The 15,341-nt window shown below is 69.0% G+C and carries 15 protein-coding genes; 13 read left to right on the forward strand and 2 right to left on the reverse strand.

Going from position 1 to position 15,341, the window contains the following annotated elements:
* Positions 1-13: 13 nt before the first annotated feature.
* From JOE67_RS10430 to JOE67_RS10485, 12 genes are all read left to right on the forward strand, one after another.
* Positions 14-4,513 (forward strand): FtsK/SpoIIIE domain-containing protein, encoded by a 4,500-nt coding sequence (locus JOE67_RS10430; RefSeq protein ID WP_204975511.1) that lies wholly within the window; start codon positions 14-16, stop codon positions 4,511-4,513.
* 114 nt (positions 4,514-4,627) lie between these two features.
* Positions 4,628-4,921, forward strand: a complete 294-nt coding sequence (locus tag JOE67_RS10435) for a WXG100 family type VII secretion target (protein ID WP_239528083.1) — start codon at positions 4,628-4,630, stop codon at positions 4,919-4,921.
* An 87-nt stretch (positions 4,922-5,008) separates the two neighbouring features.
* Positions 5,009-5,713 (forward strand): WXG100-like domain-containing protein, encoded by a 705-nt coding sequence (locus JOE67_RS10440; protein ID WP_239528085.1) that lies wholly within the window; start codon positions 5,009-5,011, stop codon positions 5,711-5,713.
* 2 nt (positions 5,714-5,715) lie between these two features.
* Positions 5,716-6,351 carry a DNA/RNA non-specific endonuclease gene (locus tag JOE67_RS10445; protein WP_204975512.1) on the forward strand — a complete coding sequence of 212 codons (636 nt, stop codon included), beginning with the start codon at positions 5,716-5,718 and terminating at the stop codon, positions 6,349-6,351.
* Between the two features lie 17 nt (positions 6,352-6,368).
* Complete coding sequence (locus JOE67_RS10450; RefSeq protein WP_204975513.1) at positions 6,369-6,749, forward strand: hypothetical protein; 381 nt, start codon at positions 6,369-6,371, stop codon at positions 6,747-6,749.
* A 61-nt stretch (positions 6,750-6,810) separates the two neighbouring features.
* Entirely contained in the window at positions 6,811-7,032 is a 222-nt protein-coding gene (locus JOE67_RS10455; RefSeq protein WP_204975514.1) for a hypothetical protein, read from the forward strand.
* 7 nt (positions 7,033-7,039) lie between these two features.
* Complete coding sequence (locus tag JOE67_RS10460; protein ID WP_204975515.1) at positions 7,040-8,737, forward strand: periplasmic substrate-binding domain-containing protein; 1,698 nt, start codon at positions 7,040-7,042, stop codon at positions 8,735-8,737.
* Positions 8,738-8,834: 97 nt separating this feature from the next.
* A complete protein-coding gene (locus JOE67_RS10465) occupies positions 8,835-9,128 on the forward strand; it encodes a WXG100 family type VII secretion target (RefSeq protein ID WP_239528083.1) in 294 nt (97 codons plus the stop codon).
* A 175-nt stretch (positions 9,129-9,303) separates the two neighbouring features.
* Positions 9,304-9,594 carry a hypothetical protein gene (locus tag JOE67_RS10470; RefSeq protein ID WP_204975516.1) on the forward strand — a complete coding sequence of 97 codons (291 nt, stop codon included), beginning with the start codon at positions 9,304-9,306 and terminating at the stop codon, positions 9,592-9,594.
* Complete coding sequence (locus JOE67_RS10475; RefSeq protein ID WP_204975517.1) at positions 9,591-11,255, forward strand: alpha/beta hydrolase; 1,665 nt, start codon at positions 9,591-9,593, stop codon at positions 11,253-11,255. The genes JOE67_RS10470 and JOE67_RS10475 overlap by 4 nt, the downstream gene beginning before the upstream one ends.
* A 16-nt stretch (positions 11,256-11,271) precedes the next feature.
* Entirely contained in the window at positions 11,272-11,982 is a 711-nt protein-coding gene (locus JOE67_RS10480; RefSeq protein ID WP_204975518.1) for a hypothetical protein, read from the forward strand.
* Between the two features lie 53 nt (positions 11,983-12,035).
* On the forward strand, positions 12,036-12,806 hold the full coding sequence (locus JOE67_RS10485; RefSeq protein WP_338041579.1) for an FHA domain-containing protein: 771 nt from the start codon (positions 12,036-12,038) through the stop codon (positions 12,804-12,806).
* A gap of 43 nt (positions 12,807-12,849) precedes the next feature.
* Here JOE67_RS10485 and JOE67_RS10490 read toward each other — a convergent pair whose 3' ends face one another.
* Together JOE67_RS10490 and JOE67_RS10495 are read right to left on the reverse strand one after the other, a co-directional pair.
* A complete protein-coding gene (locus JOE67_RS10490) occupies positions 12,850-13,308 on the reverse strand; it encodes a recombinase family protein (RefSeq protein ID WP_204975519.1) in 459 nt (152 codons plus the stop codon).
* 43 nt (positions 13,309-13,351) lie between these two features.
* Positions 13,352-14,341 (reverse strand): malate dehydrogenase, encoded by a 990-nt coding sequence (locus JOE67_RS10495; protein ID WP_204975520.1) that lies wholly within the window; start codon positions 14,339-14,341, stop codon positions 13,352-13,354.
* Between the two features lie 95 nt (positions 14,342-14,436).
* On the opposite strand from JOE67_RS10495, the gene ypfJ reads away from it, so the two are divergent.
* Positions 14,437-15,315, forward strand: a complete 879-nt coding sequence (gene ypfJ / locus JOE67_RS10500; protein ID WP_204975521.1) for a KPN_02809 family neutral zinc metallopeptidase — start codon at positions 14,437-14,439, stop codon at positions 15,313-15,315.
* Positions 15,316-15,341: the final 26 nt, after the last annotated feature.

Below are 15,341 nucleotides of genomic sequence, written 5' to 3' on the forward strand. Positions count from 1 at the left end.
CTGAGGACGACGCATGAGGCTCAAGCTCACCCTGCACCGACAGACCGGCGATCCCGTCGACATCGTCGTCACGACCGACTCCACCGCGACCGCGGGCGACGTCGCCAGGCACATCGCCGAGGCCGACCCCGCGCGGTCGGTGCCGGTCGGCGAGGGCGACGTGCTCACGCTCGCGGTCGCGCCGCCGACCGGTGAGCGACTCGTCGCGCTGCAGCCCGACGTGCCGATCGGCGAAGCGGCGATCGGCTCCGGCTTCGCGGCGTCGATCCTGAACTACGGCTCCGGCCACATCACGACGGCCCAGCGCGCCGTCGTGGGTGTGCTGCGCGCGACCGGCGGCACGCTGGCAGGGCAGGAGTTCCCGATCACCGCGGGGCAGGTCTCGATCGGCCGCGATGCAGGCAACGACGTCGTGCTTCCGGATGCCATGGTCTCGAAGCGCCATGCCCGTCTCGAGGTCGGCACGCAGATCGAGGTCATCGACCTGAACTCCGCCAACGGCGTGCTCGTCGACGGGGTCGCCGCGCAGCGCGTGCGCATCGAAGAAGGTCAGCCGTTCGTGATCGGCGGCACGACGCTCGAGGCGCGGCTCGCGCACAGCTACGACGGCAGCTCGTCCGAGGAGCCGGTCATCGAGCGCGGCGGCGGTCTGCTGTTCAACCGCAGCCCTCGTATCGAGGTGCGCTACCCCGGCACGAAGTTCAAGATGCCGCGACTGCCCACCGAGAAGATCGGCAAGATGTTCCCGTGGGCGATCATGGTCGCCCCCATCCTCATGGGTGCCGCGCTCTACGCGATGAACGGCAACCCCCGCTCGCTGCTGATGATCGTGCTCACGCCGCTCATGGCGCTGATGAACGTGGTCAACCAGTCGGCGCAGTCGAAGAAGAGCACCAACCACGAGTTCGCTCTGTTCGAGCGCCAGTTCGAGCAGCTCGAAGAGGACTTCTTCCACGGCAAGCCCGAGGAGGAGGCCGCGCGCAACGCCGAGGCGCCGCCGGTCGCCGAGGTGTTCGACCACGCGATGCGGCTGGGCCCCATGCTGTGGACCCGACGGCCCGAGCACTGGAACTTCCTCGCCCTCCGCCTGGGCAGCTGCCGGCTGCCGGCCCGCAACTCGATCGACGATGCGGAGACGCCCGACGGGCTGCCGGAGTTCATCGACCGCATCGACAGGCTGCGCGAGCGCTACGAGTACGTCGACGACGTGCCGGTGTTCGACATGCTGGCCGACTCCGGATCGGTCGGCATCGCGGGTCCGCAGGCACCCGTAGCCGATGCGATGCGCGGTGTGGCGGTGCAGCTGTTCGGCCTGCACGCGCCTAACGACGTGGTCGCCGTCGCCTTCTCGGACTCGACCTGGACGGCCGAGCTCGACTGGCTCAAGTGGCTGCCGCACACCTCGAGCGAGAAGAGCCCGTTCCGCGACCTGGCGCTGGCCGACTCCGCGCCCACCGGAGCCGCGCTGCTCAACATGCTCGAGGACTACGTGCAGCGCTCGGCCGACGCCGCAGGAGAGCCGCGCGGTCCGTTCAAGGAGGACTGGAACCCGCTGCTGTACGGCACCGACGTCGCGCGTGCCGCCACCGACCACCAGAAGACGCCGGCGCTGTCGGTGATCGTCTTCGTCACCAGCGATGCGCCGGTCGATCGCGGCCGGCTCACCGACGTGCTCGAGCGGGGCGCAGATCATGGCGTGCACGCGGTGTTCGTCGCCCCGACGGTCGAATCCCTGCCGGCCGTGTGCCGCAGCTTCATCGACGTGACGACCGGGCTCACCGACGCGCACGTCGGCCTCGTGCGCAACGGCGAGAACTTCGAGCACGTGCAGGTGGAGGGCGTCTCGAACGCCTACATGCACATGCTCGCGCGTCGCCTGGCGCCCGTCGTCGACGCCAGCACGGTCACGCACGACTCGTCCGACATCCCCGGCTCGGTGATGTTCCTGCAGCTCGTCGACCCGGCGATCGCCGAGGATCCGAACGTCGTGATCGAGCGCTGGCGGCAGAACAACACCATCGTGGATCGCTCACCCACACCCCGGCCCCGGCTGAAGAAGTCCGGCACGCTGCGCGCCATCATCGGCCAGGGAGCCAGCTCGGCGATGGCGCTCGATCTGCGCACCCAGGGCCCGCACGCCCTCGTCGGCGGCACGACCGGTGCCGGAAAGTCGGAGTTCCTGCAGGCGTGGGTGCTCGGCATGGCCGCAGCCCACAGCCCCGACCGGGTGACCTTCCTGTTCGTCGACTACAAGGGCGGATCAGCGTTCGCCGACTGCGTCGAGCTGCCGCACTGCGTGGGACTCGTCACCGACCTCAGCCCGCACCTGGTGCGCCGTGCGCTCACGAGTCTCCGCGCCGAGCTGCACCACCGCGAGCACCTGCTCAACCGCAAGAAGGCGAAGGATCTGCTCGAGCTCGAGAAGCGACAGGACCCCGAGTGCCCGCCCGCGCTCGTGCTCGTGATCGACGAGTTCGCGGCTCTGGCATCCGAGATGCCCGAGTTCGTCGACGGGGTGGTCGACATCGCCCAGCGCGGTCGCTCGCTCGGCATCCACCTGATCATGGCCACGCAGCGCCCCGCCGGCGTCATCAAAGACAACCTGCGAGCCAACACGAACCTGCGCATCGCGCTCCGGATGGCCGACGAGGCCGACTCGCGTGACGTCGTCGACGACGCGATCGCCGCGTCGTTCCCGCCGTCGATCCCCGGTCGCGCGATCGCGAAGACCGGCCCCGGTCGCCTCGTGCCCTTCCAGTCGGCGTATGCGGGCGGCTGGACCACCGACGACGAGTCGGGGGTCGCCGAGGTGCGGGTGTCCGAGCTGCGCTTCGGCGCCACCGCCGAGTGGGAGCCCGACCGTCCGCCCGAGTCCGACTCGCACGAAGAGGACCTCGGCCCGAACGATCAGAAGCGCATCGTGTCGACGCTGATCCGCGCCGCCGACGCCGCTCGCCTGCACCGCCCGCGGCGCCCGTGGCTCGACGACCTCGCGCCGCTGGTCGACCTCAAGCACCTGCCGAACGACGGTGACATGCGCATTCCGATGGCGCTGCTCGACGTGCCGGAGAAGCAGCTGCAGGAAGCGGCGGTGTTCGTGCCCGACCGCGACGGATCGCTGGTCATCTACGGCACCTCCGGGTCGGGAAAGTCGACGCTGCTGAAGACCATCGCGACGGCGGCAGGCATGCGGCCCGAGCGCGGTCGTGTGCAGGTGTACTGCCTGGACTTCGCCTCGGGCGCACTCAGCGCGCTGAACGCCCTGCCGCACGTCGGCTCGGTCGTCGACAGCGCTGACGCCGAGCGCATCCAGCGTCTGCTGCGCACCCTCGACCGCGAGATGGACCGCCGTGCGGCCGCATTCTCGGCGGCCAGCGCCGCCTCGGTGCAGGAGTACCGCGAGCTGGCCGACCCGAACATGCCGCGCATCCTGCTGCTCATCGACAACTATCCCGAGTTCAAGAAGGACTGGGAGATGGCGCCGGGTCGCGGTCCGTTCTATCGCATCTTCATGCGCATCCTCGGCGAGGGTCGAACGCTCGGCGTGCACACGGTGCTCACCGCCGACCGCGGCAACGCGGTGCCCAGTGCCGTCGCCTCGAACATCCCCCGCAAGGTTCTTCTGCGCATGGGCGATCCCAGCCAGTACATGCTGCTGAACGTGCCCCGCGACATCCTCGACGAGCAGTCGGCGCCTGGCCGCGGCATCATCGACGGGCACGAGGCGCAGATCGCGGTGCTCGGCGGCACCGCCAACGTGGTCGAGCAGACGAAGGCGCTGCGCGCCCTCGGAGACAGGCTGCGCGAGAAGGGGGTGCGCGACCTTCCCGAGATCGGCGCTCTGCCGACGATGGTGCCGGTCGCCGATATGCCCGCGACGGTCGACGGGATGCCCGTGTTCGGCGTCGCCGACGATTCGCTCGCTCCGCACGGGTTCGAGCCGATCGGGTCGTTCGTCATCTCGGGCCCGCCCCAGTCGGGAAAGACCAACGCGCTCAGGTCGCTCATCACCGCGGTCGAGCGGTTCGATCCGAACGTGCAGATGTATCACTTCGGCAGCCGCCGGGCCGAGCTCAAGGACTTCCGTCCCTGGGTACGGTCGGCCACGAAGGCGGAGGACGAGAAGGAGCTCGCGACCGAGCTCGCAGAGCTGGTCGTCAGCGACGCGCAGAAGCAGCGCATCCTCATCGTGATCGAAGACATCCCGCATCTCGCCGACGGTGCCGCGGATCGGCCGATGCGCGCTCTGCTGCAGGCGATGAACAACAGCGACCACATGCTCATCGGCGAGGCCGAGATCACGCGCGCCAGCGGCAGCATCGGCGTGCTGGGCGAGTGGAAGTCGGGACGCCAGGGCATCGTGCTCAAGCCCGAGACCTACGACGGCGAATCGCTGTTCAAGGTGCCGTTCAGCCGGATGAAGCGCTCGGACTTCCCCGTCGGCCGCGGAATCATGGTGCAGGCCGGACGCGCGATCACGATGCAGATGCCGTACGTGCCCGAGCAGTCCTGACCCGTCTGATGCGCGGATGGGGAGTTCTCCCCATTCGCGTATCGGGCCCGTGTGGGTAGCGTCGTGTGTGGGCGGTCCGGTGGGGCTGTCGTAGATGAGAGCTGGAGGGTTGTTATGGCCGGACATGACTTTGGGGCGACGTACTCCGAGATGGAGAGCGCGGCATCGCGTCTGCGTGATGGTCGCAGCGCCGTGACCGACACGCTGAAGGAGCTGCAGGGCGTCATCGACGACCTGGTGCAGGACGGTTTCAAGACCGAGAATGCGTCTGAGGCGTATTCGACGGCGTACTCCGAGCTGACCACGTCGCTGGATGACGCTGCGGAGGCTGTGAACGACATGGCGCAGGCGCTGGACCGCATGGCGGACTCGATCCGCGACAAGGACTCCGAGCTCGCCGGCGGCTGAACTGCATGACGGGGTCGCGCCATCGCCCGGGGGGATGATGGCGCGACCCGGGTCGACTGATCTGAATCGAACGGAGGAGGGTGCGCGATGGGCATGATGCTGCCGGATGAGCTCATCTGGGTGATGGAGAAGCTCGGCTTCGAATGGCCCGACATCGATGAGGACGAGCTTCGGCGCGGAGCGGAGATCGTGCGCACCTTCAGCGGCGATCTGGAGCAGGCGCTGACCGCTATGGATCGCAAGGTGAACGGCGACATGGCCGCCGCGATGCGAGGCCAGGCAGGGCCGGCCTACGTGGCCGCCTGGAACACCAACCGCTCGCAGAACCTCGACAAGCTGCTGGGGCTGCTCGGTCCGGTGCCCACGGGCATGGAGATCGCCGCCGACGTCGTCTTCGGCCTGAAGATCAAGGTCATCGCCGACGTGACGACGACGATGATCACGCTGGTCGGCATGCTGACCAACCCCATCACCGCGCTCGGCGCGGGCCCGATGCTGCTGCTCAAGAAGAAGCTTCTGAACGCGGCTGTCGACATCGCGATCGAGCAGGCGCTCGAGCAGATCCTGCCGACGGTCATCGCGCCGCTCACCGAAGAGCTGCCCGGCGTGATCATGGCGGCGCTGGACGCGCCGATCGTCGAGGCCACGGTCGGCGACACCGACGAGTTCTACGCAGACCTGCAGGCGCTCGAGCAGGCCCAGGGCGACATGGAGACGTACGCCGGTGACGTCGAGAGCATGACCGAGCGGCTGATGGCCGATCTCGCCGGCCTGAACCTGACGGGAGACTGACGATGGCGAAGATCATGGACTCGCTGGGTCGTCCGATCATGCACTCGCTGGACGGCTTGCCCATCCACGTGCGCCAGCTCGCCGACATGTTCCGCGGTCACGGCCAGCGTCAGGTGCGCAACAAGAACGGCGTCAACGACGTCGACCGGTTCGACGACGGCGTCATCACCACGCGTGGGGGCAACACGAAGGCCACGCACTTCGATCCCGAGACAGGTCGGCCCATCACTGAGCGCGGCACGATCACCGAGGACTTCGGAAGCAGCACGCGCGGTGACAATGCGACGGACGTCGGCAACCTCGGCGAATCGACCGACGACGGTGGTCACCTCGGCGGTCATCGCTTCTACGGCGACACCCCCGATGAGGGCATCGCGCCTCAGGCCGCGAATCTGAACCGCGGTGCGTGGAAGAAGATGGAGAACGAGTGGGCCGACTGGGTCGGCAAGGGCTATCAGGTCGACTACACGGTCGAGGTCATGCCTCCCGGCGCGGTGCGCCCTGATAGCTTTGTGGTCAACTACACGGTCACCGATCCCGCCACGGGGAACGCCGCGTACCGAAACTTCCCGATGTTCGACAACGTCGCCGGTGAGGCCTTCGACAGGGTCTCCCGTGCCGACATGCCGGACCGCTGAGCAGCTCAAGGAGTGCAATGACCGACGACGTCACCACCGGCCTCATCCGTGCGCTGGTAGAGAACCTCTCCGGCGCCGACAAGGAATGGCAGGCGCTGTCGATGGTCCTCGACTTCGCCGGGGGCAAGTTCAGCGGAACGCACGGCTACGCATACTCCGACGACGGATCGGTCGCCGCCGTGGCCTCGCACCCCTACTACGCCAAGACGGCGGTGAACGCCTACCTCGAGAGCTACTACAAGCCCGGTGATCCGCTCCCGGCCGCGATCCTCGTGCAGTTCGACCGCACCAGCGGGCAGTACGAGGTGACGTTCGAGGACACTGACGCGACGCGCTGGCAGGTCACACCGGCCAACATCGGCTCGATGGGCGAGCAGCTGCGCCCGTCGTTCGAGTGAGCATCGCCGGGCCTTCACTCCTACCGTTGAAATCGAGCCAGCTGACCGGAGCGGGGAACTGATGCGCGAATCGCAGACCTATTGGTACAACCTGTCGACCCAGAGCGTGCTGCGCGCCGATGAACGGCCGTCTGAAGACACGATCGGGCCGTTCGCGACCTACGAAGAGGCCGAGGAGTCGCCGGCGACGCTGCTCGAGTACGCCAAGGCATGGCTCGAGAGCGAAGAGAGCGAGCCGTTCCGCGCGATGGCGGCGGAAGACGACGACGCCGACCTCGCGTGATCCGTCTGTGAGGGGCACGCGTCACCTCGCGGCTGCCACGGTGGTCGCGCTCGCCTTGGGCCTGGCGGCGTGTGCGCCGGCGCTGCCCGAGACCGTCGTGCCCGGCACCGAGGTCACGGTCGCGTGGAGCGGTGAGCTCACCTCGCTGAACGCGGCCGCCGTGCCGACCGCCGCGAACCGCGACGTCGCCGAGCTCGTCCGCGCCGACTTCGGCGATCTCGTCGACGGAGAGTTCGTGCCCGACGAGGGCTTCGGCACGGTGAAGATCGTCTCGAAGAAGCCTTTCACCGCGAGGTACGACCTCGCCGAGCCGGTCTGGTCAGACGGCATCCCGCTCGACGCGGCCGACCTTCTGCTCGGGTGGGCCTGGCGCGCCGGCCTGCTTGCCGACGATGAGAGCGGAGCGGCGTCGCCAGAGAGCTTCCTCGATGCGAAGCCGCCGAAGATCGACGAGTTCGCGCGGGCGATCGAGGTGACCTTCACCCGGCCCGACATCGACTGGCAGCGAGCCGTCTCGGCGCCCGTTCCGGCTCATGTCGTCGCGCAGAGGGCTCTCGGTCTCGACGATCCGATGGAGGCGAAGCAGGCGGTCATCACCGCGATCCGCTCGGGGGATGACGAGACGCTGGCGAAGCTCGCCGCCGAATGGCGGGACGGCGCGTCGGTGAAGCCGGGCGAGCCACCCGCGCCTGAGATGCTCGTGTCGAGCGGACCGTACCTCGTGGAGAAGATCGACGAGTCCGCGACGAGCGTCTCTTTCACGCCGAACCCGGACTACCGCGGCATCGTGGGCGCGAAGGTCGCGAAGATCGCGCTGGTGCCCCGTGGCGACGATGTGCTCGAGCGCATCGGTGACACGGTGGACGTCGCGCAGGTCTCGCCGAACAGCGGCAATCGCGACCCGATCCGGATGCTGCAGCGCAAGGACTTCACCGTGCAGTCAGCCCACGACGGCACCATGTGGTCGCTTCAGCTGCAGCCCTACGGCGTGTTCTCGCGGGCCCAGGCCCGCATCGCGTTCCTCAGGGCGGTGCCGGCGTCGACCCTTGCTCAGCGGGGCGGCGGAGAATGGGCATCCGACTTCGCCGGCACGACGTCGATGATCACCGCTCCTGGTTCGCGCGCGTACGACATCGTCGCCGAGGACTCGGGGTTCACGCAGAAGCTCGGTGAACCCGCCGACGACGCGGCCCTCGAGCGTCAGAACGCCGGTCTTCCCGACCGCGTCGGCGTCTGCGTGCTGTACGACCGGCGCAGCGAGTTCGCCCGCGGCGCCTTCGCGGCGCTGCGCGAGGTCACGGCCGAGGCCGGCTGGGCCGTGCGCGACTGCGGCAGCGACGACTACGCGAAAGCCGTGGAGGGCGGCGGGTGGGATGCCGTGATCGCGCGCACCTCGATCCCCGAGACACCCGCGCAGATCGCGGATCAGTGGGGCAGCAGCGGCTCGACATCTCTCGTGCCCGCTCCGGACGGCAACCGCGACACCCTCATCGAGAAGCTGTCGCAGACCACCGACGTGTACGAGGCCCGTGAGGTGCTCGCGCAGATCGAGGCGACGATCGTGCAATCGGCCGTTGCTCTGCCGATCGCCGTCAATCCCCGGCTGACGATCGTCGACCCGCGCGTCGAGGGCGTGTCCATCCGCAGCGGAGGCGTGGCATCCCTCACCTCCGGCGTCACCCAGTGGGCCGTGAAGAAGAAGTGATGGGGAGTTCTCCCCATTCGCGTCCCGCGGGAGTTTCGGTAACGTCGTGTGTGGGCGGTCCGGTGGGGCTGTCGTAGATGAGAGCTGGAGGGTTGTTATGGCCGGACATGACTTTGGGGCGACGTACTCCGAGATGGAGAGCGCGGCATCGCGTCTGCGTGATGGTCGCAGCGCCGTGACCGACACGCTGAAGGAGCTGCAGGGCGTCATCGACGACCTGGTGCAGGACGGTTTCAAGACCGAGAATGCGTCTGAGGCGTATTCGACGGCGTACTCCGAGCTGACCACGTCGCTGGATGACGCTGCGGAGGCTGTGAACGACATGGCGCAGGCGCTGGACCGCATGGCGGACTCGATCCGCGACAAGGACTCCGAGCTCGCCGGCGGCTGACCGGCAGCTGCACGAGAGGGCCGTGGCAGATCCCAGGATCTGCCATGGCCCTCTCTGCTGCCCGAGCGGTGGGGCAGGCGCACGCCGCATGGGTAGTGATGCCCATCGACCTCGCCCCAGGGCATCCCTAACCTGGCGGTGAGCCGGATCGTCCGGCGCCGGAGGGATGCTCATCGTGAGCGACGTCGAGATCTTCTACGCCGAGCTGCAGCTCGCCTCGAGCACCGTCGACACCGCGATCACGGGAGTCCTGCTCGAGTCGGCCGACCTCGGCGCCGAAGACACCGGCATCGGCAACCCTGCCTCGCGGCCCGCCCTGCGCCTGGCCCTGCACCGCCACCTCACCGGTCTCGGCGATGCTGTGCGCGCCCGCGTCGACAGCGGGTCTCAGGTCTCGGCATCCGCCCGCCGCATCGCCGACCGGTACACCGAGCTCGATGTCGAGTTGACGGGAGAGCGGTCATGACGCTCGTCTCGCCGAATCGCGGATACCTGCTCGAGCGGATCGAGGGCGACACCGGCACGATGTCGTGGTGGTCTGGCCAGCTCACCCGCGTGCACGACGGCCTCGACGACCTGCGTGACGCGGCCACCAGCGCGACCGGCCTCCCGGGCGTCGGTCAGGCCGTCACCTCGGTGCGCGCCGATGCCGCCGACCTGCTGGCGGCCCTCGCCCCCGACATGGCCGAGGCCGAGCATCTCTCGCGAGTGATCGCGACCTACGCCGATGCGTACGACCGCTACGCGGCTCCCGCGAACGCCATGATCGAGGAGATCGAGCTGGCGCACGCGAACTGGGCCCAGGCCGACGCCGCGGCCGACGACGCAGGCCGGGCCGCCCTCGCCGCGGCCTACGGCACGAGCGCCCTCGCGATCGAGGCGACGCACGCTCTCGCCACCGAAGCGATCGAGGCGCGCGACACCGCGGCGCAGACGCTCGACGCACTGTGGGCCGAGTACGAACGGCACCACTCCGGGTGGGATGCCGCGTACGGTGCGGCGCTGGCCGCCCTCGCCGCCGGTGCGAACTCGACGCTGACACCGCAGGAGCGCAGCTTCCTCGAGAGCCTGCTGGCCAGCGGCGACCCGGCGGAGGTGCTGCAGGTCTGGCGCGCTCACCCCGAGCTTCATGACGAGCTGATCGAGGCGCACCCCGAGGTGATCGGCAATCTCGACGGCATCCCGTACGACGTGCGCGGCGATGCCAACCGTTCGCATCTCGAGGCTCTTCTCGCCGGTGACCTGCCGCCCGACCGACGAGACGACCTCGAGGCCATCATGCGTGCGCTCAACGCCGAGGGCCTGCCAAGGCCGAGTCTGATCAGCTTCGATCCCGACGGCTCCGAGCAGGTCACCGCCGCAATCGCCCACGGCGATCTGGCCACGGCATCCGAGATCAACTCGCTCGTGCCCGGGATGAACAGCACCGTGCACGACCTCGCAGGCTGGGGCGAGTCGGCGCGCGAGCTCAACGCCTCGGTCGGACCGGGGTCAGCCACGGTGGTCTGGTTCGGATACGACTCGCCCGACCTCCTCGAAGAGCCGCAGATGGGGCGGGCCGTCGACGGCGCGGCCGCGTTCGGCTCTTATCTCGACGGCGTGCGCGCCCTCTCACCCGACGCCGACATCAACGTCATCGCGCATTCCTACGGCAGCACGACAGCCGCACTGGCGATCGGATCGCAGCCGGACGGGCACGGCGTCACCGCCTTCATCGCCGTGGGCTCGGCGGGTTTCCCCGACGACGAGACCGTGATGCACAACCTCTCCGAGAGCCGCGCGACGCAGGTGTACGCGACCATCTCGGAAGACGACGCGACCGCCCGGATCGGGCGTGCCACCGCCCCCGGGCATCCGGTGCCGCCCGAGCACCTGCCCGGCGTCACCGTCTTCGACAGTGACGGCGGAGTCTCGCACACCGGTGAGGAGCTGCCGGCGGCGACCGGCCACGGCGCCCTCGGCCCTGGCGCGTACCTCGAACCCGGATCCGAGTCGTTCTACAACGTCGCCGAGATCATCCGCACGGGTGAGCCCGGTACCGAGCGTCAGGGCGAGGGCAGCACGAAGGGGTTCTGGGACGCCACGAACTGGTGGATCAGCGATGAGTTCGAGCTGATCGACTTCTGAGGGCAGGATGGATGCGATGCGACGCGAGACTCGACGAGGACTGAAGACGGCGATGGCCGTCGGGATGGTGGCGATGATGACTGGTTGCAGCCCCGCGGACCCAGGCCTCACTGGCGACTCGCTGTATCGAGACGGCGAGAAGCGCTACATCGCCTACTCGACCGTGATGCACGACGTGATCATGGCGGTGCACGAAGGAGACTGGAGCGTCGACACCTGGGGTGCCGCGCCGATCTCCTGCAAGCTCGACGACGGCCAGCGCGGCTACACGTTCTCGTGGGTGCGGGAGCACAGGGCGGACGACATCGACGTGGATGCCGTGGTGCAGGCCGCCAGCTCGGCGTTCACCGCCTCGGGCGTCGACGTGAGCGTCGCCGAGTACGGCGAGGGCGACAGCGCCGAGATCAACGTGATCGGCTCCGGCGACCCGCTCGGCCGCGGCGTGGTGACCATCCGCCCGGGGCGAGGCGTGATCCGTGCGACCGCGAACCCCGGATGCTTCCCGGGGGATGCCGGCGACCTGTCCGACATGGTCTTCGACGGTCTCGTCTACGACAGCGCATGGCAGCGGTTCCCCGCTTTCGAGGGGCCCGACTGGCAGCCGCGCTTCTACTTCCCTGAAGACGGAAGCCCCGTCTACCGCGATGCCGACGGCACGCCCGTGCAGCCGCAGCCGTCGCCGGACGACCTGCCCGTCGCACCCTACGGGGAGGGCGACGCCGACTGAGCCTCGAAGACGCGCCATCGCGTGACAAGATATTGCCCAGAGGGGGACTTCCTGTGACCGATGTGAAAGCCGATGCTCAGACCGAGCCCGCCGCAGAGCGGGCGACACCGCCGCTGCGTCTGGAGTTCGCCGGTGAGTGGCGTGACGTTCCCCCAGACCGTGCATTCGTGATCGGACGAGAGGGCGACCTCGCGATCGACGACAACCCCTATCTGCACCGCCAGTTCCTGGATGTGCAGTTCCGCGATGGCCTGTGGTGGCTCGCCAATGTCGGGGTGCGGCTCGCTGCGACCGTGTCGAGCGCCGGCGGCGCTGTGCAGTCGTGGCTGTCGCCCGGCGCCCGCATGCCTCTGGTCTTCGAGCGCAACGTCATCGTGTTCACCGCCGGCCCCGTCACCTACGAGCTCAGCCTGCACACCGAAGAGGCGCCCTACGAGATCTCGCGTCAGGTCGAGGAATCCATGAGCGGCGAGACGACCGTCATGCCCGCCCGCTTCACGGCCATGCAGAAGCAGTTGATCGTCGCGCTCGCCGAGCCCATGCTGCGGCGCGAGGGCGTCAGCATGAACGAGCTGCCCTCGTCGACCGCCGCCGCGAGGCGGCTCGGGTGGAGCATGACGAAGTTCAACCGCAAGCTCGACAACGTCTGCGACAAGCTCGACCGCATGGGAGTGCAGGGGCTGCGCGGCGGGCCGGGCAAGGTCGCCACGAATCGCCGAGCGCGCCTGGTCGAGTACGCGGTGACCTCGCAGATCGTCACGCGCGCCGATCTGCCGCTGCTCGACGACGAGTCGCTGCGCGAGGCGGCAGCAGAAGAGGACTGAGCCGGGTCGCGCCGTCGCGCGTCGGTCAGACCCCCTAGCGCGGTCAGACCGTCGCGTCGGTCAGGTGGCGGGCGTGGTGCCCGAGGACCTTCACCATGATCCCGCGGCGACGAAGCTCAGCGATCGTACGCGACTCCTCGTCGCGGTCGCGGCCCAGCGCATGCGCGTTCGCGACGACGAGCACGTCTCCGCTGCGCAGCGTCTCGATGAGGCGCGCCAGCCGATCGCCCCAGCTCTCGAGGATCTCGGGCGCAGGGTGGCGGAAGCCCTCGATCGGCACGCCGAACCTGGTGAGATCCTCACGCTGCTGGGTCACCGACGGCATCCCCTCGCGGGCCACCACCAGCCCCACCAGCCTGGTGCCTTCGGGGCGGGCCGACCACCAGCCGTGATCCGTGTTCGCCAGGCACTTCTCGCAGGTCGCCGCAGCGTGCGGCAGGTGCAGGGGGCTCGTGAGGGCCGCTTCCATCCCGGCATCCGTCGGGTTCATCGCGTCGCTCATCGTCGTACCTCCTTCACCCATTCTGCCCGAGCGCGAAGGCTGGTCAGAGCAGACCGAGGGATCGCACCGTGTCGCGCTCAGAGACCAGCTCCGCCACTGACGCATCGACGCGGGCCCGAGCCCAGGCATCCCGTTCCAGGCCCTCGACGACCTGCCACTCGCCGCCGACCGCCTGCACCGGGAACGACGAGATCAGCCCCTCCGGCACGCCGTACTCGCCGTGCGAGACGACACCTGCGCTCGTCCAGTCGTCGCTGCCGTGCACCCAGTCACGCACGTGGTCGATCGCCGCGCTCGCCGCGGACGCCACCGACGACGAGCCGCGCACCTCGATGATCTCGGCACCCCGCTTCGCGACCCGGGGGATGAAGGTCTGCTCCTGCCAGGTGCGGACATCTCCCACGGCGGACGCGAGACGCTCGGCGACCGGTTCGCCGTCGACCGTCGCGTGGGTGATGTCGGGGAACTGGGTGGCCGAGTGGTTGCCCCAGATCGGCACACGTCGCACACTCGCCACCGGCGCGCCGAGGGTCTGGGCCAGCTGAGCCCGCGCGCGGTTCTCGTCGAGCCGCGTGAGCGCGCTGAATCGCTCGGCGGGCACTCCGGCGGCGGCCGATGCTGCGATCAGCGCGTTCGTGTTGGCCGGGTTGCCGACGACGGTGACGCGGATGTCGGATGCCGCCGATGCGGCGATCGCGCGGCCCTGCGGGCCGAAGATGCCCCCGTTCGCGGCGATCAGGTCGCCCCGCTCCATGCCCGGTCCGCGCGGGCGGGCACCGACCAGGAGGGCATGGTTCGCACCGTCGAAGCCGACCGTCGCGTCATCCGTCACCTCGACGCCGTCGAGCAGCGGGAACGCGCCGTCCTGCAGCTCGAGCGCGGCGCCCTCGGCCGCGCGCAGACCCTGCGGGATCTCGAGCAGCCGAAGCCGCACATGCTCGTCGGGGCCGAGCATGTCGCCCGCCGCGATGCGGAACAGCAGCGCGTAGCCGATCTGTCCGCCGGCACCTGTGATCGTGATCGTCGTCACCATGATCCGAGCCTATTCCTCGTCGTGCCGGCCTGCGCGGCGTTCGCGCATCCGTCAAGCCCTCGTCGTTGGATGCCGCACCGGGGTACCTTTTCTGCATGACGTTCAATCCAGATGCCGACATCTCGGGAAACACCACCCGCCGACGTGGACGAGGCGCCGTGGTCGCCGGTGGCGGCGTGGGTGTGCTCGGTCTTGTCGCCCTCGTGGTTGCCATGCTCGGCGGACCCGATCTGACGGGCCTCGTCGGCGGGGCTCCCGGCGGCCAGAATCCGCCCGCCTCGAGCGGCGAGAACACCCTCGCCGAGTGCGACACCGGGCAGGACGCGAACACGAACGACGACTGCCGCATGGCGGGTGCGCAGGTGCTGCTCGACGAGTACTGGAGTCAGCACGTCGACGGTTACACCGCCCCCACGATGACGGTGGTCGACGGCTCGACCTCGACCCAGTGCGGCACGGCGTCGAACGCGGTCGGCCCGTTCTACTGCCCTCCCGAGCAGGGCGTGTACATCGACCCCGACTTCTTCCAGCTCATGCGGCAGCAGTTCGGCGCCTCGGCAGGCGAGCTCGCTCAGCTCTACATCGTGGGCCACGAGTGGGGCCATCACATCCAGAACATCACCGGCACGATGGAGAAGTACCCGAACAACGGCACCGGGCCCGACAGCAACGGCGTGCGCACCGAGCTGCAGGCCGACTGCTATGCCGGCGCCTGGCTCGGCGACGTCACGAAGCTGAAGGACGACAACGGGGTGGAGTACCTGAAGAAGCCGACCGAGGAGCAGATCACGGATGCCCTGAACGCCGCGTTCACCGTCGGCGACGACAACATCCAGGAGCAGCAGGCGGGCCGGGTGAACCCGGAGAGCTTCACGCACGGCACCAGCGAGCAGCGCCAGGCGTGGTTCGCGAACGGCTACAGGAACGGTCTCGGCGTCTGCGACACCTTCGCCGTCTCCGGCGACGACCTCTGACCCTCCCCCCTCCCCGCCTCGCCCCG

The sequence above is a fragment of the Microbacterium esteraromaticum genome (genome assembly GCF_016907315.1).
In the GTDB taxonomy this organism is placed as follows: domain Bacteria; phylum Actinomycetota; class Actinomycetes; order Actinomycetales; family Microbacteriaceae; genus Microbacterium; species Microbacterium esteraromaticum.